This is a genomic window from Pseudomonas laurylsulfativorans (genome assembly GCF_002906155.1).
Taxonomy (GTDB): Bacteria; Pseudomonadota; Gammaproteobacteria; order Pseudomonadales; family Pseudomonadaceae; genus Aquipseudomonas; species Aquipseudomonas laurylsulfativorans.
On sequence record NZ_MUJK01000001.1, the window covers coordinates 173,929 to 198,573 of the forward strand.

Consider the following 24,645-nt stretch of genomic DNA (forward strand, 5'->3'; position numbering starts at 1 on the left):
TCGATCAATGGCCCATGATGGGAGCCAGTGCGGCCTGAATCCTGGACATCTGTGCCGGCGTTGTCATCTGCGTCAGCAGCCGGCCAAAGTGTGGGTGCTGCACGCCCGAGACAATGTATTGCCAGCGGTAGGCGCCCAGCACGCAGGCGTTGATTTGCGTTGTCTCATCGACACTGAATGACCGTGAAACACTACCAATGAAATACTCGGTATCGGCTGCCGATTGTGCCTGCAGGATGGCGTCGACAGCCGCCACCAGCGCAATCAGATCATTCACGGCCTGGTCGCGCTCGGCTGGCGAAAGTTTCGCGTGTTCCGCCTGCCACTCCAGTTCATCGAGTACGACGTGCCGGCTTTCATCCTTCCAGTGAAATTTGAAAACATCCTTGAATAACGGGCACAGCTCTTCGCGCGGGGCGATGCTCTGTACGTAGTGCGCCTGAACAAACAGCTCGATATGGCAGGTCAGCGCCAGCACCGACCAGGTGCTGGCCGACAGTACCGCGCGTGCCACTTCGTTTGGATCGGCAACTTGACGATATCCCGCCGGCAATTGCGAACCCATCATCGTTTCCATGCGCCGGAACAGTTCCTGATGCTTGATCTCGTCGTTGGAAAAACGTACCAGCGCTTCGAGTGCGAGTTGATTGTCGAATACATGGGCCCGACCTTGATCGAGCATTTTGGCACTGATAAATCGTTCGACCAGGCCAAAGATGTACGCATAGGTCCGGCCCTGAATCTGACTGAGCAGGCGTGCCTCGGCCGTGGCGAGAAAGGTCAGGCGGTCGACCTGCGAGAGTCCATCGGGCAGGAACTTGCGCGAGAAATCGAAACTGCGGTCCTGTAGCAAATCGCGGTCGATCTGCCATTCGGTTTTTTTCGAGGATCGGACAATTTGCGCATAACGGGCGGTGTTGCCCGACTCTGAGTTGGGTAGGGTAACGACGCTGTTCATATAGCTCTCCTGATGCCCTTGGAATGGGGCAGTTACGGTTGACGCCGGAGCCACAGACCGGTGGTGAAGCCGCTGGGGACCGTCTCGGTCTCTGGGGCCGCGTTGGTGCTAATCTAGGCCTCGCTGTTCAGGCATTGAATGACCGGTACGCCTGATTACCTGCTCCGGACTCCGGAAAGGAGGGCTGGCAATTGCTGGATGCGCTTTCTGATGTATTGCGTGTGATTCGACTGTCTGGAGGGGTCTTCCTCGAGGCGGAACTCACTGCGCCCTGGTGCATCAACGGAAGACTCTCGGCGGATGATTGCAAACCGTTCCTGGCGACACCTCGACATATCATTGCTTCGCATTTTGTCGCCGCCGGAAGCATGCAAATAAAAATCGACGGTGGTGCCGTCATGGACGTGGAGGCAGGCGAACTCGTTCTGCTGCCTCGCAACGACGCTCATTCGTTTGGCAGCGACCTGAGCATTGCGCCGATGCCGGCGAGAGATGTTATTCAGCCGCCGGAAGTCGGTGGCATTTCACGAATCGAGTACGGCGGGGGCGGGGAGGCCACGCAGTTACTGTGCGGATTCCTCGGCTCTGAAACACCCTTCAGTCCGTTGCTGTCGTCGTTGCCATCCTTATTGAAGCTGGACCTGCGCGCGACGGCGTCGGGCACCTGGATCGAAAGCTCATTCCGTTTTGCCGTCAGTGAAATCGCGGCAGGGCGCGTCGGCTCGACTACGGTCATCGCCAAGCTGTCGGAGTTGCTCTTCGTCGAAGCTGTCGGCCAGTATGTCGCCAGCCTTCCGGCCGAGCGGCGCGGGTGGCTGGCGGGGTTGCGCGATCCGCATATCGGGCGCGCATTGGCGCTGCTCCATGCCCGTCCAACCGAGGGCTGGACGGCAGAAGCCCTGGCGCTGGAAGTGGGCATGTCGCGCTCGGTGTTCGCGGAGCGCTTCACGGCGTTGGTCGGCCAGCCACCGATGCAATACCTGACGCTCTGGCGTATGCACGTGGCGGCTCAACACCTGCGCGAAGGTCGCGGCAATGTGGCGCAAATCGGCTTTGCAGTGGGCTACGAGTCTGAAGCCGCGTTCAGCCGCGCCTTCAAGCGCCAGTTCGGCACATCCCCCGGCACCTGGCGCAGACAGTCGGTATGAAAAGGATCGGAGCCAACCGGACAATCTGAACAAGGCAGACAGCACTTGTCTCATCAAGGCTGGGCGCTGACTGCCTGCCAGTCGTGAAACCCACCTTGGTCCTTGGCAATCTTCGATGTGCGCCGCATGCTTGGCCGACACGCTCATTGATTGTTTGGGAGACACGCATTTCAGACTATTCGCCGGGCTCATGAGGACGATGCCTTCGCCCGGGTTTTCATGCGCAAAGCGCTTCAGGCTCGATAATCAAGGACCAGGCCTGGATTATCCGGCTTCACGCATGACCATTTCCCGGTCCTACAGGCAGTACTGGCTGGTGGGTAGCACGTCGATCTTGTCGAAATCGAGGAAGCGGCTGCAACTGTCCATCATCAAGGCCAGGTTGTGCTGGAATTTCGCTTCGTCGCCCACCGCATCGAAAAAGGCCATGGGATCGGTCATGGCGGCGGGCGGAAAACATTCTTCGACGATGGCATCGATCCGTGGAGCGCCGTGCGTCAAAGCCAGCACCACCAGGTTTTGCACGTATTGGAAGTTATCTTGCGTGTCCACGGCCACCGCCGTGTGACGGTTGCGCCATATGTCCAGCCAGGCCTCGGGGGTCAGGCGCGGAGGGCGGGTCAGCAGGGCCAACTGGGCGAACCCGTGGGTACGCTCACCGGGCGTTGCGGGGAAGCGAGTATTGGCGATAGCGACCGACTCGCATACCAGGTAGGCGGCCATGCGCGCCGTTACCGCATTGATCACGTCGTCGAAAGGGCGACGAGCCGGCCCGTTGGCACTGTCCAGCCACAGCGACAGACTGCCATCGGGCAATGGTCTGTTGTTTTCCTGGCGCAGGCTGGCTGCAGGCTGCACATCGGCATCGGAGAGGTTCAATTGCACAGCACGGGCACCGAGTGCCTGCAATTGCCCGGCGACCTCACTGCGCAGGCGATGGGCGAAGGTATCAGGACTGACTTGAGTATCACGCCACAGCAGGTAGATGACTTTTTCCATAGCTATCGAGCTCCTCGTTGCGGTTGATGGATGGGGCAGCCGTAGTGCCGCCTGGTCCACCCGAATGACCGAAAATCCCTGGCGTCATAGTCAATCAAGGTCCGCTCCGGGTAATACCTCAAACAGACTATTGACCAAGTCCTCACGCAGGTCGTAGGCAGCGTAGAATTCCAGGCCAGCAAGCCACTATTTCGAGAGCTCATGCCTGCACACATTCGCCTGGCTTTACCCGATGACGCGCATTTGTTGCCCCGTATTGAACGTAGCGCTGCGCAAGCATTCCGTTCGATCGATGAAATGGAATGGCTGGCGGACGCCGCCACCATGGCAGTCGATCGTCACAGGCAGTTGATCGCGCGATCGACGTGCTGGGTGGCTGTCGATGCGGATGCTCGGCCTACAGGTTTCCTCAGCGCAGAACGCCACGGCAGCGATCTTCATATCTACGAGTTGTCGGTCAGACAGTCCGTGCAGGGGCAGGGCTGGGGGCGAAAGCTGGTTGAAACGGCGATGGAATATGCGCGATTGAATCAGCTGGCTTCGGTGACGCTAACGACGTTTACACACGTGCCCTGGAACGCGCCCTTTTACCGGCGGCTGGGGTTTGAGCATCGCGCTGGGGAAACGTTGGATAAGCGCCTGGCAGAGATCCTGGCACAGGAATATGCCTGCGGTTTTGCACCCGATAGTCGCTGTGCAATGTCATGGCGGGTGCCCCGGGTGCCATAGCCTGCGCCAAATGCCATCCCGACGGGAGCAGGCGCCTCGCCACAGGTCTGCAATCGCACCCGCCAGAAAGGCGGGCCCGAAAGGAGATCAGAGCTTCGGCAATTGCCCGATACGGCCCATCATTTCGGTGACGATCTGCAAGTCCAGCAGGAACTGCTCGGTGGTCTTGAACTCGTTGTCGTTGTGACCGGTGTATTTGACGTCTGGCATGGCCAGGCCGAATTGCACACCGTTGGGCAGTTCATGCACGGACGTAGCACCTGCGGAAGTGCCGAACTTGTGTTCCATGCCGAGGTTTTCGCTGGCCACCGCAAGCAGGGCCTTGACCCATTCACCCTCGGGGTTGCGGTACATCGGTTCGGCAATCGACAGCTCGAAGGCCGGTGCGATGCTGGTTTTCTTGCTCCAGGTGTCCAGCTTTGCTGCGATTTCGGATTTGAGCGCTTCAGGGGATTTGCCCTTCGGTACGCGCAGGTTGACCGCGAGCTTGAAGGCTTTGTCGTCCATCCCGACATAGGTCAGGGACGTGGTCAGCGGGCCCATGAACTCATCGGCAAAACCGACCCCCAACTTCCCACCCAGATAATCCAGCCCCCAGTTGTCGGCGGCGTAGCGCGCGGCATCGGTGATGTGGTTGTGCTTGAGCGCCACCTTGCCGTCGAGGCCGTTGATGAAGTCGAGCATCCTGGCCACCGGGTTGACGCCGGACTCGGGCTCGGAGGAGTGCGCGGACACGCCGGTGACCGTCAACTTGACGTCCTTGCCGTCGACCTTGGCGGTCACCTCGAAGTTGCCGCCATTGCGCTTGGCATATTCGCTGCCGGCCTTTTGCAGGCTGGCGGCCAGTTCGGTGGGCTTGTCGGTTACCAGGGTCGCGACCGATGTCGACGGAATCTGGTTGGTGGCCAGGCCGCCGGTCATCGAAGTGATTTCTGCGCCTTTGCCTTCAGCCTTACGTTTGGCGAAGCTGGCCATGACCGTGCCGTAGCCTTTCTCGGCGATCACCACCGGGTAGCCGCCATCCAGCGCCAGGTTGTAGTTGGGGGTCGGGTTGCGTTCGAAGTAGTAGGGGATGGCGTCGCCCGTGGTCTCTTCGGTGGTGTCGACCAGCAGCTTGAAGTTCCGGGCCAGCGGCAGCTTTTCTTCCTTGATGATCTTCATGGCGTAGAGCGCCACCACGATGCCGTTCTTGTCATCCTCGGTGCCGCGGCCATACATGCGATCGCCGATCAGGGTGACCTTGAACGGATCGAGGCGGGTGCCGTCCTGCAGCACCCAGTTCTCCGGGGTCACTGGCACCACATCGGCATGGGCGTGAATGCCCACGACTTCATCGCCGCTGCCCTCGAGGGAGATCTCATACACGCGGTTGTCGATGTTGCGAAAGTTCAGGTTGAACGCCTGGGCGAGGCCCTTGATCTTCTCGGCAATCTTGAGGAATTCGGGATTGTCGTGCTGGTCGACACCGTCCACGCGCATGGTCGCAATGGCCACCAGCTCTTTCAGGGTTTCGGTGGCTGCGCTGCCGTATTTCACCCGGGCATAGAGGCCAAGCAGGCGATGGATTTCGTTCTGCTGCTCAGCGGACAGCGTCTTGTTGTCGAGAAACGCACGGATGGCCGGGTCGAGGTTGTGGGTTTTGGCGATATCGCTCTTGGCCAGACTTTCCACGAACTGCCTGAAATCCTTGACCGAGGCATCACTGAAGGTCTTGAGGATGACCGCGCTCTGTTCTGGGGTGATGTTGGCTTGCGCAGCGGTGGTGAACGACGAAAGGCTGGCGAGCATGAGGGTGGTCGCAGCCAGGTGCTTGAGTGAAAAATCCATTGCTGGGGGCATTCCTTTGCAGGCGGTTTGTAAGAAATATCTGATCACTTGATCAGAAGCATTTCAAAATTAACACCTCAAGCGTGTGAAACGGGAGCCCCTGAAGTGGGATCTGTCGCACAGAAATGCAAAAGCGGCGCAGAAACGAAAAACCGCTCTATCAATGCTTACATTCCGCCATCACCACTTTGCAGGTACTTGGCGTGCCGCCGGATCGGCCGGCATAACGTATGCAATTGTTCAGGGATTTTTGCCGGGCCATGCTCAAGGTATCGCCCCAGGCGAGGCCACCTTCGCCGACTGTGGGGAGTGCTTTTGCATAGCAGGCCGAGCCGGTGCTGGAGGTTGAATATCGAGTCGAATTGGCTTTGCCTGAACAGCCGGCCATCAGCGTCAGATCGACGGCGAGCAGGGATAGCAGGATCCATGACGAGCTTTGGCGTGCGGTATGTGCCGTCATCCTGGTTCCCCTGTAGCAAGAGGCGCATTTGAGATCGTACCTGGCCGGATCAGGGCTGAGGCACAGTCTTTCTCTGAGCCTATCCTTGCGGCATTGATCCTGCTGCTCCTTTCGTCCGCTTTCCTAAGTTCGGCGTGTCTGGCCGTCCGAGAGTCGAGTTGAGGCGGCTACAGACCACTGAACATACTGATGATCACGGCGTTGACCAGGTCAATGAAAAAGCCACATACCAATGGCACGATCAGGAAGGCCTGGTGCGCCGCACCGTACTTTTGCGTCACGGTCGACATGTTGACGATGGCCGTCGCGGTGGACCCGAGGGCAATCCCGCCGAATCCCGAAGCAATCACACTGGCTTCGTAATCGCGCCCCATCAAGCGAAACACCACAAAATACGTATAGGCGACCGTCAGCAGAATTTGCAGGGTCAATGCGCACAGAATGAACATCAAGGCGCCGCTCAGTTGCCATAGCTGAAGCCCCATCAGCGCCATGGTCAAAAACATGCCCAGGCAGATATCGGAGATCAGCGACAGGCCCTGGCTGGCACCGCTCCAGGTTTTCAGTCGTTGATCACCCACAAAGGCGAGAACGAGGTGGTGAATGACGATGCCCGCGAACAGGCAACTGACAAATTTGGGCAGGGTGACGCCGGCATCGACCAGCAGCAGGTTGAGCCCATAGCCGGCCATCAGGGTCAGGTTGAGCCACATCCAGGCCCAGAGCACGTCGTAGTAATCCAGTGGCTTGCTCGGTTGCTGGTCGAGAATGCCGACTTCCAGCGCCGCATCCCCGGACGTCGAGAGCTGATAACGCTGTATCAGTCGGTTGGCGATCGGGCCGCCGATGACGCAAGCGGCAATCAGGCCGACGGTGTTGCTGGCGATGCCCAGTTCGTGTGCGTTACTGATTCCCAGCTTATCGACGAACAGCGGTGCCCAGGCCAGGGTCGTGCCCACCCCACCCGTGAGGGAAATGGATCCCACCATCAAGCCCGCCTTGGGATCAAGCCCAAACGCCTGGGCCACACCCATGCCCAGCGAGTTCTGCAGGAGAATGAATACAGCGGCGAGCAACAGCAGGATCAGCAGCGGGCGCCCACCCTTGAGCAGTTGGCGCATGTCCGATTTCAAGCCGATGCCGGCAAAGAAATAGAGCAGCAGGGTGTCGCGAACCTGCAGATCGAATTCGATCTGGATATTCAGACCGAAGTAAAGCAAGGACGTCACCGCCGCACAGACGAAGCCGCCGACGACCGACTCGGGGATACAGTATTGACGTAGAAAGGTGTTGTGCTGGACGAGGGTCTTGCCGAGGAAAAGCAGGAGGATGGCGAGTGTAAAACTCACGAGGCCGTGAACCTGGAAGAGCTGTGAAGTCATTTAAGGCCTACCTAAAAACTGAAAAATCATTATCAGGATTCGGCGATTCGATGTTTAGACCTGTATCAATGAACGGTCGATATCGTAAATGCCAGCCTTGCTTGCCCAAGTCGATTCACAACTACTCGATGTGTCTGTGCGCCAAGAGTGAGGACAGCCTAGCCTAAATGGGAAAATCCATCCGCGTAGGCACAGGCCGCCATCACGCTCCCGATGGCCAATCAAACCGCTGACTTTAGCGCTTGATCAGGGAAATCTTGGTTCCCTCGATGCTGACCCCCGCCATCAACCCTTGCTGGTCGAAGATGAACGCGTACGCATCGTCTTTCAGCGTCGAACTGGAGAGGTTCTTCGCAATCCCCTCGTCCACTACAACAACCGTTGGCCCCACACCGATTTCCCAGCCCTTGGTTTCGGCTACATATTTCACGGCTTTATCGGTCATCAGAAAAACCACATAGCCGTACGATTGGGCGCCTGCCTGGAGCCCCCATGATCCGCTGACGGAGTTGTAGTAATTCTCGACTTTCGTGCCTTTCATTAAAACGCCTTCACCGTAGCTGCCGCCGAATACAAGACCTGCTTTGATGATTTTCGGAAAAATGAGCACAGCCTTGGCTTTGTGCGAGATGGTTTCGGAAAAAGGGTTGGTCTTGTAGAGCGTTTGCAAAGCTTGTCGAGCGTCGGCATTCAGGTCCTCGGCGGTGGCTGCTCCGGCATTGTTCAGGAAACCTGCTGATGCCAGTGTTGCTGTTGCGAGGAAGAACGAGAGGAAGAACCGCATTGATTGAGTCATTTGCGTACTCCGCTAAGGGAGCATGGGATGAGAGCAGCGGTAAGCCCCTGCGTCAGGCAGGAACTGAACCCACTGAGGTTATCCGGCGCGCCCTGAAATGTGAGAAATGCAAGCATCGTTTGTGAATGAAGCGGGTCTGCGGCCTTGAAGGCCCAAGGCCACTGATCATTTGCGATGCCATCAGCTGTTATGACCTCTGCGTGATGGCCGGGTTCATTGTCAGTTCTGAGAGTTGCAGGCCCCTGCATTGCGGCGGCTGCACGCCACACGATGCGCTTGGCAAGGTTCCACAATACTCATGGTGCAGGCAATCAGTCGGCTTTCGTAACCGATTCGGTCGAAACCCGGTTGCCAAGGAGGCGCTGGAGCAAAGCACGAAGACGCGTAGACATGGGTTTTTCGATGAGCTGATTCACCGCGTAAGCAGCGGCCAGAAGCAGCACGATGACACCCCAGAAGAGCAAGTGAACGTTGACCTTGTCGTATAGCAGGTTGAACGTCATGAAGCCTATGAATTGGTGCAGGAGGTAGAGCGGGTAAGTCAGCGCCCCGAGCGTTGTCCAGTTTGTCCGGCCAAAGAATCCGGTGTTGCGAGTAGCGCTGAGCAACATTGCAACGAAGCAGCTCGTAACGATCGCAATGACCACGAGTGGATCTACTTCCAGCTTGAAAACACCGGTCAATACGCTGGCTTGCTTCAACGCTTGATACATCGCCAAGGCAAAAGAAAGAGCGATAGTCGCGGTACGGATGATGGAAAATCCATTTTTCCAGACCATGAACATTGAAGCGCCCGCAATGAAGAAAGCTGCATATTCGGAAATCAAATACACAGACAGCTTGTCAGTCCCCCATAGGGCAGTCTTCGCTGTATAGGCGAGCCAGGCAATCATGAAATATTCTGCATTTCGCATCTGTTTAAATGCCAACAGAATGGCAATCAAAAGATAAAAGCGAATTTCGATGAAAATTGACCAGTAGGCGCCATCGATAGATGGGACTTTCATGAACTCGCTGAACATGGTCATGTTGGCGAGATACTGAGTGAAGGTGGCCGAAAAGCGTCCATTACCCATTAACAGGATGGCAATAAATGTAATGGTGCAGCACGCCCAGAATGCAGGGTAGAGCCGGACGATCCGGGATATTGCGAACGACTTCAGGTTCGCATTTGAAGCCGTCATGAATATCACAAAGCCGCTTATCATAAAAAACAGCTGAACACCAAGATACCCATACTTTGCGGCTGGGACTATCCAAGGGTAAGACATAACAGACAGATCGTCGTAGGCATGTCCCCGAAAAGAATAGTGAAAGAACAGGACGGCAATTGCTGCGAGGAACCGAAGTAAATCGATTTCGTTTATGCGGTCTTTAGTCATGGTTACAGCCAATTGGATGACCCTGGTGTGTGATGATTATTTTTGTTGTCAGGCGGGTATCCTACCGCCAGACCCAGTGAAAGCGAAGCCAAGCCTGTTGCGGTTATGGACCCGAGGTGAATCCCGGGTCGACCGGGTCGCCATGGCCTGGACCCTCTGCAGCGAGTGAACGATGGCAAGACTCGCTGGGCCGTTCGACAGGACGTTCGCAGCTTTTTACTGGTGGAATCGAACTGTTTTTGCACTTTTATAAAGCGCCATGCGTACCAACGTGCACCAGCCGGAAGCGCCGCAAAGCGCTTTCGCCTTGGTAGCTCCGGCGTCTCGAATGGTTGTCCTCGTCCATTCGCCTTCCCTGGAAGTCGGCTCACACTTGCCGAAACGCGCCTGGACCGCAGTCGCCGCGACAATCCCCCTGGCCCAAGAGTCAGTGTTTGCAGAGAGTTGAAGTCTCTCTGTGGCTGGCTGGCACAAAGGCTGCAAGGCTGACATCAGGTCCACCTGGAACGCATTCGAGTGGACAGCCCCCTCGGTCAACGACGATCGATTGGCCGAACAGGTCGTGGGCAGTATCGGTGGATCAGGCATAGCTGCCTGGTTTCAACACCGCAAAAGAACAGGCAAAGACGCCTGGAACCGAAAGGTTTCAGGCGTTTTTTTTTGCTTTTAAAACCGTGATTGGCTCGGGCTGGGTGCTTTCTATGAATTCCAATGTTGCCACGTTGAACAAGATGCAAACGCTGATCGTGATCGGTAATGGCATGGTCGGACATCATTGTGTCGAACAACTGATCGAGCGGGGAGCGCTTGAGCATTACCGGCTGCACGTCTTCAGTGAGGAGCCGATGCGCGCCTATGACCGTGTGCATCTTTCCGAGTACTTCTCCGGTCGTGATGCCGAGTCGCTGGCGCTGTCCGATGCGTCGCTTTACCAGACGCCCGGCGTTACGCTGCATTTGGGTGTGCCGGTGTTGGAAATCGACCGCGTCCGTCGCCAGGTGGTCACCTCGCAAGGTTGTGTCACGTATGACAAATTGGTCCTGGCCACTGGTTCTTATCCGTTTGTTCCGCCAATCGAAGGCGCCGAAGGTGAATCGCGGCTGGTCTATCGCACCCTGGAAGACCTCGATGCCATTCGAGCTGCGGCGGTTAATGCCCGGCGCGGTGTGGTGGTCGGCGGTGGCTTGTTGGGCCTGGAGGCCGCGAACGCGTTGAAGAGCCTGGGCCTTGAAGCCCACGTGGTGGAATTCGCGCCGCGCTTGATGCCGGTACAACTCGATGACCTCGGTGGCCAGGCGCTCAAGGCGCAGATCGAACGATTGGGCGTCGGGGTACACCTGTCCCGCGCCACGCAATCGATCAGTGCGGGCGAGCAGTACCGCTATCGCATGAACTTCGCCAATGACGAATTCCTCGAAACCGACCTGATCGTGTTTTCCGCTGGTATCCGCGCTCAAGACGCGCTGGCTCGTCTATGCGCGCTGGAGATCGGTCCGCGCGGTGGCGTGGTGATCGACGACACGTGCCTGAGTTGCGACCCGAACATCTACGCCATCGGCGAATGCGCTTCATGGAACGGCAGCCTGTTTGGCCTGGTCGCGCCGGGCTACCAGATGGCGCGCAGCGTCGCGGCCCGTCTGTGCAACGAAGTCGCCGAACCGTTCACCGGTGCCGACATGTCGACCAAGCTCAAGCTGCTGGGGGTGGATGTCGGCTCCATCGGCGACGCCCACGGCAATACCCCGGGCGCGCGCAGCTATCAATTCATCGACGAAACCAGCGCCAGCTATCGCCGCCTGGTGGTGGATGCAAGTGGCAAACACGTCCTCGGTGCAGTGCTGGTCGGTGACAACAGCTATTACGACACCTTGCTGCAGTACATGCAGAACGGCATCGCCTTGCCAGCAGAACCCGCCAGCCTGATTCTGCCGTCCACTGAAGGCGCGCCGAGCTTGGGCCCGGGTGCGCTGCCCGAGTCGGCCACGGTGTGCTCATGTCATAACGTCACCAAGGGCTCCATTTGTTCGGCCATCGACGGCGGCTGCACCGACCTGGGTCAGCTCAAGTCGCAGACCAAGGCTTGCACCGGCTGCGGCGGTTGCGCCGGCTTGCTCAAGCAAGTGTTCGAGCATGAGTTGATTGCCCGTGGCGTCAGTGTCGACAAGAGCCTGTGCGAACACTTTGCCTATACCCGTCAGGAGCTTTATGCGCTGGTACGGGTAGAGGGAATAATCACCTTCGACGAACTGTTGGCCAAACATGGCCGTGGCCACACCGGTTGCGACGTCTGCAAACCGGCGGTGGGCTCGATCCTCGCCTCGTGCTGGAATCAGCCGATCATGGACACGTCGTTGGTGCCGTTGCAGGACACCAACGACACCTTCATGGCCAACATGCAGAAAAACGGCACCTATTCGGTGGTGCCGCGCATTCCCGGGGGCGAGATCACGGCTGACAAGCTGATTGCCATCGGCGTGGTGGCGAAGAAATACGACCTCTACACCAAAATCACCGGCGGCCAGCGCATCGACCTGTTCGGCGCTCAGTTGCATCAGTTGCCGGACATCTGGGCCGAGCTGATTGCAGCGGGTTTCGAAACCGGGCACGCCTACGGCAAATCGACCCGGACGGTGAAGTCCTGCGTCGGCAGCACCTGGTGCCGTTACGGCGTACAGGACAGCGTGCAAATGGCGTTGACCCTCGAGGATCGCTACAAGGGCCTGCGTTCGCCGCACAAGCTCAAGTTCGCGGTCTCCGGTTGCACCCGTGAGTGCGCCGAGGCACAGAGCAAAGACGTGGGCGTGATCGCCACCGAGAAAGGCTGGAACCTCTATGTGTGCGGTAACGGCGGCATGCGCCCGCGCCACGCCGAGTTGTTCGCCACCGACCTCGATGACTCCACCCTGATTCGTTACATCGACCGTTTCCTGATGTTCTACATCCGCACCGCCGACAAGTTGCAGCGCACCTCGGTCTGGCGCGAGAGCCTGGAGGGCGGCCTGGATTACCTCAAGGACGTGGTCATCCACGACAGCCTGGGGCTTGGCTTTGAACTCGAATCGCAGATGCAACTGGTGGTCAACCGTTACGAATGCGAATGGGCCAACGCCCTTAAAGACCCGGAAAAACTCAAGCGCTTCCGCACCTTCGTCAACGATCAACGCCCGGACCCGGACATCCATTTTGTCCAGGAACGCGGTCAGCGCCGGCCGATCATGGCCGCTGAACTCCACCTTATCCCTGTCATTGAGGAGATTGCCTGATGAGCCAGTCCGATACTCAGCGAGCCTGTTCCAGTTCCTCCCGGGTCAATCCCGATGCCTGGCAAGCGGTGTGCAGCCAGGAGGATCTGGTCCGTAACTCTGGCGTCGTCGTCTGGCTCGACGGTGCACAAGTGGCGCTGTTCTACCTGCCGGCTGCCGAAGGCAAGACCCTCTATGCCGTCGATAACCATGACCCGCAATCCGGGGCAAATGTCATCGGTCGCGGGCTGATCGGCAGCATCAAGGGCGATCTGGTGGTTGCCTCGCCACTCTACAAACAGCATTTCCGCCTTGAAGACGGCAGTTGCCTGGAATATCCGCAGCAGCGCCTGCGGGTCTGGCCGGTGCGCTTGAACGCAGGCCAGGTGGAAGTCGCGGTGGCTTGACCCCATGGATTTCGCCGGGGGCTGAGCGCCCATTCAATTAATGATTCATGCCAGGCTCCGGCGGAGTCGATGATCAATGACAAACAGTATCGGAGGCTCGCATGAAAACAGCCGCACAACTGCTGCAGCTCAAGGCTGTGCAAAACCGACGGGTGCATAGCATCGCGCCGGACCAGATGGTGCTTGAAGCATTGAAGATGATGGCGGAAAAAAATGTCGGTGCTCTACCCGTCATGGAGCAGGGCCAGGTAATCGGCGTTATCAGCGAACGCGACTATGCGCGCAAGGTCGTTCTACAGGGGCGCTCTTCGGTCGGTACACCGGTCCGGGCCATCATGAGTGCGCCCGTCGTGACAGCCGACAGTCAGCAGAGCATTGAACGTTGCATGGCGGTCATGACCGACAGTCATCTGCGCCATCTACCGGTGGTGGAGGGCGACCAACTGATTGGCCTGTTGTCGATTGGTGATCTGGTCAAGGAAGCCATCGTCGAGCAGGCCGAGCTGATCCGGCAACTGGAACACTACATTCGCGGACATTAAAACGACCGGGGCAGGGTGGGCCGAGGGAACTACTGCCTTGACAAGCCGTTGGTGTTCTCATTCGTTCCCCCGTTGCCATGGACGATGAGGATGGCAGAAGTGGACCTAAATGCGGGTAGTCACCGTGTCAGGCTCAACCATGCGCCACCGGCTCCCCGGCACGGACAGCGGCTCCATTTGCCCACACCTCAAACCAGCAGGAAGTCGGTGAATGCCATCGCTGGATGCACTGTAGAGCCCACGGTGGCGACCTGAATCGCCGCTGTCGCGCCTGTGCCATCCGCGTCGTAGGACAGCGCCCCGTTCGTCTGGTCGTACAGAATTCGGTCGCCGGCATCCAGCGCCACTGGACCAGCCTGGAAGAAGTCCCCTGCCGCCAGGCTGGGATCGCTGATGGTGCTGAAGATGATACGGCTCAGCGCGAAATGGTCCACGCCCGTTGTGAAGTCGGTGAGGGTGTCCACGTTGGTCGTGCCGTTCAGGGCCGTATTGAAGCTGAAGATGTCCGCACCGGCTCCTCCCGTCAGCGTGTCATTGCCGGCACCTCCGGCCAGGGTATCGTTCCCCACATTGTCATTGAGGATGTTGTTGGCGGCGTTACCGGTGAGCACGTTGGCCAGGGCGTTGCCGGTGCCGTTGATGGCGGCGACGCCGGCCAGGTTGAGGTTCTCGAGTTCGGCGCCGAGCACGTAGCTGATGCTCGACAGCACAGTGTCGGTGCCGGCGGCCGCCAGCTCGGTGACCAGGTCGCCGGCGTTGTCCACCACATAGGTGTCGTTGCCCAGCCCGCCGCTCAGGGTGTCGGCCCCCGTACCGCCGTTGAGCACGTTGTTGGCGGTGTTACCGGTGAGCACGTTGGCCAGGGCATTGCCGCTGCCGTTGATGGCAGCGGCGCCAGCCAGCGTGAGGTTTTCGAGTTCGGCGCCGAGCACGTAACTGATGCTCGTCTGCACGGTATCGGTGCCCGCGGCCGCCGCCTCGGTGACCAGGTCGCCGGCGTTCTCCACCACATAGGTGTCGTTGCCCAACCCGCCAATCATAAGGTCGGCGCCCGCGCCGCCATTGAGGATGTTGTTGGCGGCGTTGCCGGTGAGCACGTTGGCCAGGGCGTTGCCGGTGCCGTTGATGGCGGCGGCGCCGGTCAGCGTGAGGTTCTCGAGTTCGGCGCCGAGCACGTAGCTGATGCTCGACTGCACGGTGTCGGTGCCCGCGGCCGCCGCCTCGGTGACCAGGTCGCCGGCGTTGTCCACCACATAGGTGTCGTTGCCCAGCCCGCCAATCATAAGGTCGGTGCCGGCGCCGCCATTGAGGATGTTGTTGGCGGCGTTGCCGGTGAGCACGTTGGCCAGGGCGTTGCCGGTACCGTTGATGGCAGCGGCGCCAGCGAGCGTGAGGTTCTCGAGTTCGGCGCCGAGCACGTAGCCGATGCTCGACTGCACGGTGTCAGTGCCGGCGGCCGCCGCCTCGGTGACCAGGTCGCCGGCATTGTCCACCACATAGGTGTCGTTACCCAGGCCGCCGCTCAGGGTATCGGCCCCCGCGCCGCCATTGAGCACGTTGTTGGCGGCGTTGCCGGTGAGCACGTTGGCCAGGGCGTTGCCGGTACCGTTGATGGCAGCGGCGCCAGCCAGCGTGAGGTTCTCGAGTTCGGCGCTGAGCGTATAGTTGGCGGAGCTTTGCACTCGATCGGTGCCGCCGCCTGCCAGCTCGGTAATAGTATCCAGCGTGTTATCAACGATATAGGTGTCGTTACCCAGCCCGCCAATCATGCGGTCGACGCCCGCGCCACCATTGAGGATGTTGTTGGCGGCGTTACCGGTGAGCACGTTGGCCAGGGCGTTGCCGGTGCCGTTGATGGCGGCGACGCCGGCCAGGTTGAGGTTCTCGAGTTCGGCGCCGAGCACGTAGTTGATGCTCGACAGCACAGTGTCGGTGCCAGCGGCCGCCGCCTCGGTGACCAGGTCGCCGGCGTTGTCCACCACATAGGTGTCGTTGCCCAGCCCGCCGCTCAGGGTGTCGGCCCCCGTACCGCCGTTGAGCACGTTGTTGGCGGTGTTACCGGTGAGCACGTTGGCCAGGGCATTGCCGCTGCCGTTGATGGCGGCGGCACCGGTCAGCGTGAGGTTCTCGAGTTCGGCGCCGAGCACGTAGCTGATGCTCGACTGCACGGTGTCGGTGCCAGCGGCCGCCGCCTCGGTGACCAGGTCGCCGGCGTTGTCCACCACATAGGTGTCGTTGCCCAACCCGCCAATCATAAGGTCGGCGCCTGCGCCGCCATTGAGGATATTGTTGGCGGCGTTGCCGGTGAGCACGTTGGCCAGGGCGCTGCCGGTTCCGTTGATGGCGGTGACGCCAGTCAGCGTGAGGTTCTCGAGTTCGGCGCCGAGCACGTAACTGATGCTCGACTGCACGGTGTCGGTGCCAGCGGCGGCCGCCTCGGTGACCAGGTCGCCGGCGTTGTCCACCACATAGGTGTCATTGCCCAGCCCGCCGCTCAGGGTATCGGCGCCTGCGCCGCCATTGAGAATGTTGTTGGCGGCGTTGCCGGTGAGCACGTTGGCCAGGGCGTTGCCGGTGCCGTTGATGGCAGCGGTGCCGGCCAGCGTGAGGTTCTCGAGTTCGGCGCCTAGCGTAAAGCTGACGGAGCTTTGCACTCTATCTGTGCCGCCACCTGCCAGCTCGATAATGGTATCCAGCGTGTTATCGACGATATAGGTGTCGTTACCCAGCCCGCCAATCATGCGGTCGGCGCCCGTGCCGCCGTTGAGCACGTTGTTGGCGGCGTTGCCTGTGAGCACGTTGGCCAGGGTGTTGCCGCTGCCATTGATGGCGGCGGCACCGGCCAGCGTGAGATTCTCGAGTTCGGCGCCGAGCACGTAGCTGATGCTCGACTGCACGGTGTCGGTGCCAGCGGCCGCCGCCTCGGTGACCAGGTCGCCGGCGTTGTCCACCACATAGGTGTCGTTGCCCAGCCCGCCAATCATGAGGTCGGCGCCCGCGCCGCCATTGAGGATGTTGTTGGCGGCGTTGCCGGTGAGCACATTGGCCAGGGCGTTGCCGGTGCCGTTGATGGCGGCGGCGCCGGTCAGCGTGAGGTTCTCGAGTTCGGCGCCGAGCACATAGCTGATGCTCGACTGCACGGTGTCGGTGCCGGCGGCCGCCAGCTCGGTGACCAGGTCGCCGGCGTTGTCCACCACATAGGTGTCGTTGCCCAACCCGCCAATCATAAGGTCGGCGCCCGCGCCGCCATTGAGGACGTTGTTGGCGGCGTTGCCGGTGAGCACGTTGGCCAGGGCGTTGCCGGTGCCGTTGATGGCGGTGACGCCAGTCAGCGTGAGGTTCTCGAGTTCGGCGCCGAGCACGTAGCTGATGCTCGACAGCACGCTGTCGGTGCCGGCGGCCGCCGCCTCGGTGACCAGGTCGCCGGCGTTGTCCACCACATAGGTGTCATTGCCTAGCCCGCCGCTCAGGGTATCGGCGCCTGCGCCGCCATTGAGAATGTTGTTGGCGGCGTTGCCGGTGAGCACGTTGGCCAGGGCGTTGCCGGTGCCGTTGATGGCAGCGGCACCGGCCAGCGTGAGGTTCTCGAGTTCGGCGCTGAGCGTATAGTTGGCGGAACTTTGCACTCTATCGGTGCCGCCGCCTGCCAGCTCGGTAATGGTATCCAGCGTGTTATCAACGATATAGGTGTCGTTGCCCAGCCCGCCAATCATGCGGTCGACGCCCGCGCCACCATTGAGGATGTTGTTGGCGGTGTTGCCGGTGAGTACGTTGGCCAGGGCGTTGCCGGTGCCGTTGATGGCGGCGATACCTGTCAGGTAGAGGTTCTCCAGGTTGTTGCCCAAGACGTAGCTGATGCTTGAAAGAACGGTGTCCGTACCGGCCGCTGCTGCTTCCGTCACGACATCCGCGGCGGCTTCGACCACGTAGGTGTCATTGCCGGTGCCACCTTCCATGGTGTCATTGCCGGCAGCGCCTATCAGCACGTCATCACCCGCCGAGCCGGTCAGCGTGTCAGCTGTCGGCGTGCCGCGCAGGATATCCGGCCCGGCTGTTCCCGCGAGTGCAAGTGTGGCGGGCAACGCGCTTTCGTTATCCAGGATGGTTCCGGTTGCCGCGGCGGTACCAATCACGGCATTGACTGCGCCGGAGAGCCGCAAGCTGAAGCTTTCTGGAACCTCAGCCGCGACGTCGTCGTTGAGCGCGACACGCACCGTCTTGACCATCTCGCCCGGTGCGAACCTGAGGGTATCGGACGAGCCGATATAGTCGCCGGTGAATCCTGCGATTGCCGTTCCATTGGCTGTGGTGTAGTTGACCGAGACCGTATTGGTGCTGGGGCTGCTCAGCGCCACCAGAAAATCCAGGTAGCCGGTACCTTCCAGTGCGGCAACGTTGGCCACAGTGATAGTGGGGTTGCCGAGCACTGCACCGTTGCTGCCCGCTATGACGACATGTGCATTTGCATCCGCAAGCGTTGCGCCGACGGCATTTGACAACATCACGTCGAACAGCTCCGGGCCTTCCGTAATGCCGTCACTCAGCGGACCAATCAGGATCGTCTTGACGGTTTCGCCGGGCGCGAAGGCCACCGAGCCAGCCGAAAGCGGTCGATAGTCAGCCCCTCCGGTCGCGGTGCTGCCCCGTATCGCATAGTCGACTGTCACCGCTGTTGTACCGGCATTGTTGAGTGCGACGGTGACCTGCACGATGGAGTCGCGCTCATCGGCCACCACATCGGCAATTGACAGCACGGGCGTGGGCGAGGGGGTGTCGTTGTCGATGATGGTGGCGGTACCCTCGGCGCGCGCGATTGTTGCGTTGGCGCTAGGAGTGAGCAGCTGGAGCTTGAAGTTCTCGACGCGCCCGAGGTCGTTGGTCTCCGCGAACGCCGTGCCCAGCGTGATGCGCACGGTCTTGACCATCTCGCCGGCGGCGAACGTCAGCGTGCCGGTGTCGGCGGTGTAGTCGTTATCGATGTTTCTGGCGGTTTCATTGATATTCTGGTAGTTGACGGTCACCGTGCCCAAATTGGGCGCGTTCAGGCGCACCAGGAAGTCGGCATAGGTCTCGCTCTCGCCGACCACGACGTCATCCACCGTGATGGTGGAGTTGGCCACTCGCGTGGCATCGTTCCCGTGGATGGTGGCCGTGCCCACGGCGTCCAGCGTGGTGGCCCCGCCGGTGAGGCCGGAGAGCACCAGATTGAAACTCTCGGAGAACTCGGCCAGGCTGTCGTTGACCAGGCCAACCTTGACGGTTTTGGCGGTCTCGCCCACGGCAAAGCTCAAGGCGCCGCTGGTGGCCACATAGTCAGAACCGGCCAGCGCGGTGCCGTTCTGGGTGGCGTAGTTCAGCGTCACCACCTGCGTGCCGGCGTTGTCCAGGGTGATGGCAAAGCTGGCCTCGCGGGTTTCCTCGTCGATCACGAAGTCGCTGACCGAGACCCGAGGCGTGGGCGTGGGGATGTCGTTGTCGATGATGGTCGCGGTACCCACGGCGCGTGCGATTGTTGCGTTGGCGCTAGGAGTGAGCAGCTGGAGCTTGAAGTTCTCGACGCGCCCGAGGTCGTTGGTCTCCGCGAACGCCGTGCCCAGCGTGATGCGCACGGTCTTGACCATCTCGCCGGCGGCGAACGTCAGCGTGCCGGTGTCGGCGGTGTAGTCGTTATCGATGTTTCTCGCGGTATCATTTTGGTTCTGGTAGTTGACGGTTACCGTGCCCAAATTGGGCGCGTTCAGGCGTACCAGGAAGTCAACATAGGTCTCGCTTTCGCCGACCACGACGTCATCCACCGTGATGGTGGAGTTGGCCACTCGCGTGGCATCGTTCTCGTGAATGGTCGCCGTGCCCACGGCGTCCAGCGTGGTGGCCCCGCCAGTGAGGGCGGAGAGCACCAGGTTGAAGCGCTCAGAGAGCTCGGCCAGGCTGTCGTTGATCAGGCCGACCTTGACGGTTTTGGCGGTCTCGCCCACGGCAAAGCTCAAGGCGCCGCTGGTGGCCACATAGTCCGAGCCGGCCAGCGCGGTGCCGTTCTGGGTGGCGTAGTTCAGCGTCACCACCTGCGTGCCGGCGTTGTCCAGGGTGATGGCAAAGCTGGCCTCGCGGGTTTCCTCGTCGATCACGAAGTCGCTGACCGAGACCCGGGGCGTGGGCGTGGGGATGTCGTTGTCGATGATGGTCGCGGTGCCCACGGCGCGTGCGATTGTTGCGTTGGCGCTAGGGGTGAGCAGCTGGAGCTTGAAGTTCTCGACGCGCCCGAGGTCGTTAGTCTCCGCGAACGCCGTGCCCAGCGTGATGCGCACGGTCTTGACCATCTCGCCGGCGGCGAACGTCAGCGTGCCGGTGTCGGCGGTGTAGTCGTTATCGATGTTTCTCGCGGTATCATTTTGGTTCTGGTAGTTGACGGTTACCGTGCCCAAATTGGGCGCGTTCAGGCGCACCAGGAAGTCGACATAGGTCTCGCTTTCGCCGACCACGACGTCATCCACCGTGATGGCGGAGTTGGCCACTCGCGTGGCATCGTTCTCGTGAATGGTCGCCGTGCCCACGGCATCCACTGTGGTGGCCCCGCCAGTGAGGGCGGAGAGCACCAGGTTGAAGCGCTCGGAGAGCTCGGCCAGGCTGTCGTTGACCAGGCCAACCTTGACGGTTTTGGCGGTCTCGCCCACGGCAAAGCTCAAGGCGCCGCTGGTGGCCACATAGTCCGAGCCGGCCAGCGCGGTGCCGTTCTGGGTGGCGTAGTTCAGCGTCACCACCTGCGTGCCGGCGTTGTCCAGGGTGATGGCAAAGCTGGCCTCGCGGGTTTCCTCGTCGATCACGAAGTCGCTGACCGAGACCCGAGGCGTGGGCGTGGGGGCGTCGTTGTCGACGATGGTGGCAGTGGTCTCCGTGTCGCCGATCAGGGCATTGGTGCTGGCACCGGAAAGCCGCAGTTTGAATGTTTCCGTGCCCTCAATGGATGCGTCGTTGGTGATGTTGAAGGGAACCGTAAGTTCCGTGATTCCAGCGGGAAACGTCAGCGTTCCGTTGGAAAGCGGAGCGCCGGTAAAGTCAGTGCCAGCAGTTGCTGTCTGGCTGAGCAACGACCAGTTCACGGTGACGGGAGTGGCGCTGGGCTCGCTGAGCCAAACGACAAATTGCGTCGGATCTGCGTTCAATTCACCAAGAACGACGCGCCGTACTTGAATGACTGGGGTTGCCATACCGAGCCTCCTTAGAGTTACCTGGTTAACCTGCCGACAGGGGATAGAGACAAGTGGTCGTCATCGCGGGGGTTTTTTTCGACCGTAGTGATTCCCCGCAGCAAGCACAGGTGGGCTGTGGTCGGAGGGAGGGGGGGCGTTGTCGTTGGTGACGAGGGCGGGGATCGCGAGTTCCGTGATGCCAGGGTTGAAGGTCAGTACCCCGGATTGGATGATGGAGCCGATACCATCCTTCGCGTTTTTTGCAGCAAACGACCGCCTGACCGTGATCGTCATAGCGCTTGCCTCACTGAGAAACACTGTGAGCGCCGCGTTGGTGCCGGACGGACCAACGGTAGTATCGCTCGCATGGATGGCTGGTGTTGCCATGCTCAAGCGCCTCGAATGTTCAAGTTTGAACAATTTTCGAGCCGGCCGGACAGGGGATCACTGCCATCAGAGCGCAGACATCTTCATCCCTTATGAGGCGGATCAATCGCTTGGAGAGTGTAGTCTATAGAATGATAAAAATTTGACGAAATTTTCGAAGCATGGAAACACTGCCCACCAATAGGGTGTTTGCAGGACGATCACTGGAGCATTCGCTTTCCCTCACTGCGTTTCAACCTGCGCCTTGAGAAATAGTGAAAACAGCTCCTGCGGCGACTTTATGTTCAGCTTCGCGTAGACGTGCCGGCGGTGGACCTTGACGGTCTCTGCCGAGATGCTCAACTTGCTGGCCACTTCCTTGTTCGAGCAGCCACTTAAGATCAAACGGATCACGTCGAGCTCTCTGGCGGTCAGGGGAGTGCCCAGGCGCACCATTGCCTCTTCCAGATTGTCTTGCCAGCGCGGTGCCTGGCGAGGGACGCTTTCAGCCATCGCACTTTCGAAAAACATGCGCTGGCGCATCAGGCCCACGACCCAGGGGCGGATCATTTCCAGCAGCGAAATCTGTTCCGGCGTGAACAGCTGACGAGTTCCCAATGACAGGCACACGCTGCGGGCCTCGTCGAGTTTCACGTTGTATTGCACTTCGTCCTGCTCTACGTAGTGGGTGAAGTAGCGCTCGTAGTATTCCGTCTCCTTGAAGCGTTCCGGTGCCACGTCCGCCAAGCGGTACAGCCCGGTGGCGGGTTGCTCGCGATTGGCGATGTAGAAGGGATCGAGCAGGTACAGGCCCCTGATGTAATCGTGGAACAGCGGGTCCGGTCCCTCGCCTTGATACGGGCTTTCGGCGAAGGCAAAAGGGCGGCCGTCGCTGAACAGCAGCACCGCCCAGGTATCGACCGGAACGTATTCGCCTATCAGCCGGCTCAGGCTTCGCCAGAAGTCAGTCTTGTCCAGGTGTTCGATCAATTGACCGGCAGAGCGATGCCAGGCCATGTCCTGGAGCGTTGGTGTCATGCATATACCCCCTGGGGTTAATCACTCGACGTGATAGGAAAATCGCTGGCAAAACGCATAATTGCATCGACCTTTTGCAAAAGTCACTTACTTCCTGACCGGGATTTACCCTGATAACAAGGTCCGAATATGAAGCTCGAACTCCTACAACTGGCGGGGCGTGATGGCGATACCGCGTACAATTTGCGACGCACTCTTGATGCCATCGCTCAATGCGCACCTGACACCGATATCGTGTTGTTTCCCGAGGCGCAGATCACCGGTTTCCTGAACTACCAGAACATTGCCGAACAGGCCCTGTCGCTGGATAACCCCAGTGTCCAGGCCATCCTGCAGGCCGCGCATGAGCGTAACGTCGCGGTGGTGGTGGGGTTGATCGAAAACGATGGCGGGAATTTTTACAACACGACGCTTTTCATCACCCCTGAAGGTATTCAACTGAGCTACCGCAAGACCCACCTCTGGGTCTCCGAGCCTGGCCTGGTATTGCCTGGCGACCGCTATGGCACCGTGGAGTGGCGTGGTGTGCGTATCGGTCTGTTGATCTGCTACGACACCGAGTTCCCGGAAACAGCCCGCGCCGTGGCGGCCCTCGGCGCAGAGCTGATTCTGGTCACCGATGGCAACATGGAGCCATACGGTCACGTACACCGCACCTCGGTCACCGCGCGTGCCCAGGAAAACCAGGTGTTTGCCGTGGTGGTGAACCGGGTCGGCCAGGGTGACGACGACACGGTGTTCGCCGGGGGCAGTGCAGTGATTGACCCCTTTGGTCATGTATTGCTCGAGAGTGGACGCCAGGAGAGCCGCCATGTCATTGAGCTGGACATGACTCAACTCGCCGACGCCAGAGCCGTCTACGACTATCGCGAAGACCAGCGCTTCAAGTTACCTGGGGAGCGTATTGATCATCCGGATGGCCGACGCGAACTGCTGATTCCTTAAGCGGGGCGTTACATCCGCCGGCGTCGCTCAATACATAACAATAATTCAGTAACAGTCAGCTGATGGCGCGTCAGGAAACAACGCGCAATCAGCCAGGAGCATCCCATGAAGTTTTCCCGCTTGATGAAGTTCAGCCTCGTCGCGCTGTTCGGGGTCGCTGCCGGCGCCGGTCTCGGTGTCGCGTGGGCCGAACCGCCGCGCGTGCACTTGTATAACTGGTCGGATTTCCTGGCACCGGAAACGCCCAAGGAGTTCCAGGCGGACACGGGTATCTCGCTGATCTGGGACGCCTTCGACAATGCCGAAGTGATGGAAAGCAAGTTGATGGCCGGACGTACCGGTTATGACGTGGTGATGGTGCCTGACGACCTGTTGCCCAGCCTGACAAAGGCCGGGGTGATTCAGGAGCTGGATCGTGAACGTATGGGCAACTGGTCGCACCTGGCCCCGGATGTTCTGGCAAAGCTTCAAGGCAATGATCCGGGTAATCGCTACGCGGTCCCCTATATGTGGGGCACGACAGGGATTGGCTATGACAAGACCAAGGTCGAACAACTGTTGGGAGCCAACGCTCCGGTAGATTCCTGGGACCTGATCTTCAAAGAAGAAAACATCTCAAAACTCAGCCAGTGTGGCGTGGCGATGCTGGATGCACCCGTAGAGATCGTACCTATCGCGCTGCACTATCTGGGCCTGCCACCGAACAGCAAAAAACCCGAGGATTACCTCAAGGCCGAGGACTTGCTGCGCAAGATCCGCCCGTACGTCCGTTATTTCGATTCCTCGAAATTCATCACGGACCTGGCCAATGGCGATATCTGCGCCGTGGTCGCATGGGGTGGCTCCGTCTACAACGCGAAAGTCACTGCAGACCATGCCAACAACGGCGTCAAACTGGCCTACAGCATTCCGCGAGAGGGCGCGCCGGTCTGGTTTGAAAACATGGTGCTGCTCAAGGATGCTCCCCACCCGCAGCAGGGCTACGACTTCATCAACTACATGCTGCGCCCGCAAGTGATTGCCAAGAGTTCCAACTACGTCGGCTATCCCAACGGCAACAAGGACGCCTCGGCCTTCATCGATCCGCAGTTGCGGGACAATCCGGGTGTGTACCCAACCAAAGAAGTCATGGCCACGCTCTACCCCCTAGAAACACTGCCACTCAAACTGGAACGCCTGCGTACCCGACTCTGGAGCAAGGTGAAAAGTGGCACCTGAGTGTCGCCCCCGCCAACCC

17 protein-coding genes are annotated in these 24,645 nt (G+C 59.8%); 7 read left to right on the top strand and 10 right to left on the bottom strand.

The features are described 5' to 3' along the window. Window positions 1-4: 4 nt before the first annotated feature. On the bottom strand, window positions 5-958 hold the full coding sequence (locus B0D71_RS00780) for a diiron oxygenase (RefSeq protein WP_103393027.1): 954 nt from the start codon (window positions 956-958) through the stop codon (window positions 5-7). A gap of 191 nt (window positions 959-1,149) precedes the next feature. Between B0D71_RS00780 and B0D71_RS00785 the strand changes: the two genes are divergently transcribed. Further along, window positions 1,150-2,106 carry an AraC family transcriptional regulator gene (locus tag B0D71_RS00785; protein WP_103393028.1) on the top strand — a complete coding sequence of 319 codons (957 nt, stop codon included), beginning with the start codon at window positions 1,150-1,152 and terminating at the stop codon, window positions 2,104-2,106. Between the two features lie 297 nt (window positions 2,107-2,403). Here B0D71_RS00785 and B0D71_RS00790 read toward each other — a convergent pair whose 3' ends face one another. Beyond that, complete coding sequence (locus B0D71_RS00790) at window positions 2,404-3,105, bottom strand: EthD domain-containing protein (RefSeq protein WP_103393029.1); 702 nt, start codon at window positions 3,103-3,105, stop codon at window positions 2,404-2,406. A 201-nt stretch (window positions 3,106-3,306) separates the two neighbouring features. On the opposite strand from B0D71_RS00790, the gene B0D71_RS00795 reads away from it, so the two are divergent. Further along, window positions 3,307-3,834, top strand: coding sequence for a GNAT family N-acetyltransferase (locus B0D71_RS00795; protein WP_103393030.1), 528 nt, complete (start codon window positions 3,307-3,309; stop codon window positions 3,832-3,834). 87 nt (window positions 3,835-3,921) lie between these two features. On the opposite strand, the gene B0D71_RS00800 is transcribed toward B0D71_RS00795, so the two are convergent. The 5 genes from B0D71_RS00800 to B0D71_RS00820 form a co-directional block, all read right to left on the bottom strand. Continuing rightward, on the bottom strand, window positions 3,922-5,661 hold the full coding sequence (locus B0D71_RS00800) for a dipeptidase (protein WP_103393031.1): 1,740 nt from the start codon (window positions 5,659-5,661) through the stop codon (window positions 3,922-3,924). Between the two features lie 160 nt (window positions 5,662-5,821). Beyond that, entirely contained in the window at window positions 5,822-6,121 is a 300-nt protein-coding gene (locus B0D71_RS00805; RefSeq protein ID WP_103393032.1) for a DUF4189 domain-containing protein, read from the bottom strand. A 167-nt stretch (window positions 6,122-6,288) separates the two neighbouring features. After that, window positions 6,289-7,503, bottom strand: coding sequence for a sodium/glutamate symporter (gene gltS, locus B0D71_RS00810; protein WP_103393033.1), 1,215 nt, complete (start codon window positions 7,501-7,503; stop codon window positions 6,289-6,291). 235 nt (window positions 7,504-7,738) lie between these two features. Beyond that, the gene (locus tag B0D71_RS00815) at window positions 7,739-8,299 is read right to left on the bottom strand and encodes a lipid-binding SYLF domain-containing protein (protein WP_103393034.1); all 561 of its coding nucleotides are present in this window, start codon (window positions 8,297-8,299) and stop codon (window positions 7,739-7,741) included. Between the two features lie 311 nt (window positions 8,300-8,610). Then, entirely contained in the window at window positions 8,611-9,681 is a 1,071-nt protein-coding gene (locus B0D71_RS00820; RefSeq protein WP_103393035.1) for an acyltransferase family protein, read from the bottom strand. Window positions 9,682-10,382: 701 nt separating this feature from the next. Between B0D71_RS00820 and nirB the strand changes: the two genes are divergently transcribed. From nirB to B0D71_RS00835, 3 genes are all read left to right on the top strand, one after another. Beyond that, window positions 10,383-12,944 (top strand): nitrite reductase large subunit NirB, encoded by a 2,562-nt coding sequence (nirB, locus tag B0D71_RS00825; RefSeq protein WP_103393036.1) that lies wholly within the window; start codon window positions 10,383-10,385, stop codon window positions 12,942-12,944. Beyond that, entirely contained in the window at window positions 12,944-13,330 is a 387-nt protein-coding gene (gene nirD, locus B0D71_RS00830; protein ID WP_103393037.1) for a nitrite reductase small subunit NirD, read from the top strand. The genes nirB and nirD overlap by 1 nt, the downstream gene beginning before the upstream one ends. Window positions 13,331-13,431: 101 nt before the next feature. Then, entirely contained in the window at window positions 13,432-13,872 is a 441-nt protein-coding gene (locus B0D71_RS00835) for a CBS domain-containing protein (RefSeq protein WP_103393038.1), read from the top strand. A gap of 188 nt (window positions 13,873-14,060) precedes the next feature. On the opposite strand, the gene B0D71_RS00840 is transcribed toward B0D71_RS00835, so the two are convergent. From B0D71_RS00840 to B0D71_RS00850, 3 genes are all read right to left on the bottom strand, one after another. Beyond that, complete coding sequence (locus B0D71_RS00840) at window positions 14,061-21,077, bottom strand: Calx-beta domain-containing protein (RefSeq protein ID WP_103393039.1); 7,017 nt, start codon at window positions 21,075-21,077, stop codon at window positions 14,061-14,063. 60 nt (window positions 21,078-21,137) lie between these two features. Then, window positions 21,138-21,446: a hypothetical protein gene (locus B0D71_RS31160; protein ID WP_133160904.1), complete on the bottom strand. Its 309-nt coding sequence runs from the start codon at window positions 21,444-21,446 to the stop codon at window positions 21,138-21,140. 222 nt (window positions 21,447-21,668) lie between these two features. Then, window positions 21,669-22,463, bottom strand: a complete 795-nt coding sequence (locus tag B0D71_RS00850) for a helix-turn-helix domain-containing protein (RefSeq protein WP_103393041.1) — start codon at window positions 22,461-22,463, stop codon at window positions 21,669-21,671. 129 nt (window positions 22,464-22,592) lie between these two features. On the opposite strand from B0D71_RS00850, the gene B0D71_RS00855 reads away from it, so the two are divergent. Next, on the top strand, window positions 22,593-23,408 hold the full coding sequence (locus tag B0D71_RS00855) for a carbon-nitrogen hydrolase family protein (RefSeq protein WP_103393042.1): 816 nt from the start codon (window positions 22,593-22,595) through the stop codon (window positions 23,406-23,408). Window positions 23,409-23,513: 105 nt separating this feature from the next. Beyond that, window positions 23,514-24,626: a polyamine ABC transporter substrate-binding protein gene (locus tag B0D71_RS00860; RefSeq protein WP_103393043.1), complete on the top strand. Its 1,113-nt coding sequence runs from the start codon at window positions 23,514-23,516 to the stop codon at window positions 24,624-24,626. Window positions 24,627-24,645: the final 19 nt, after the last annotated feature.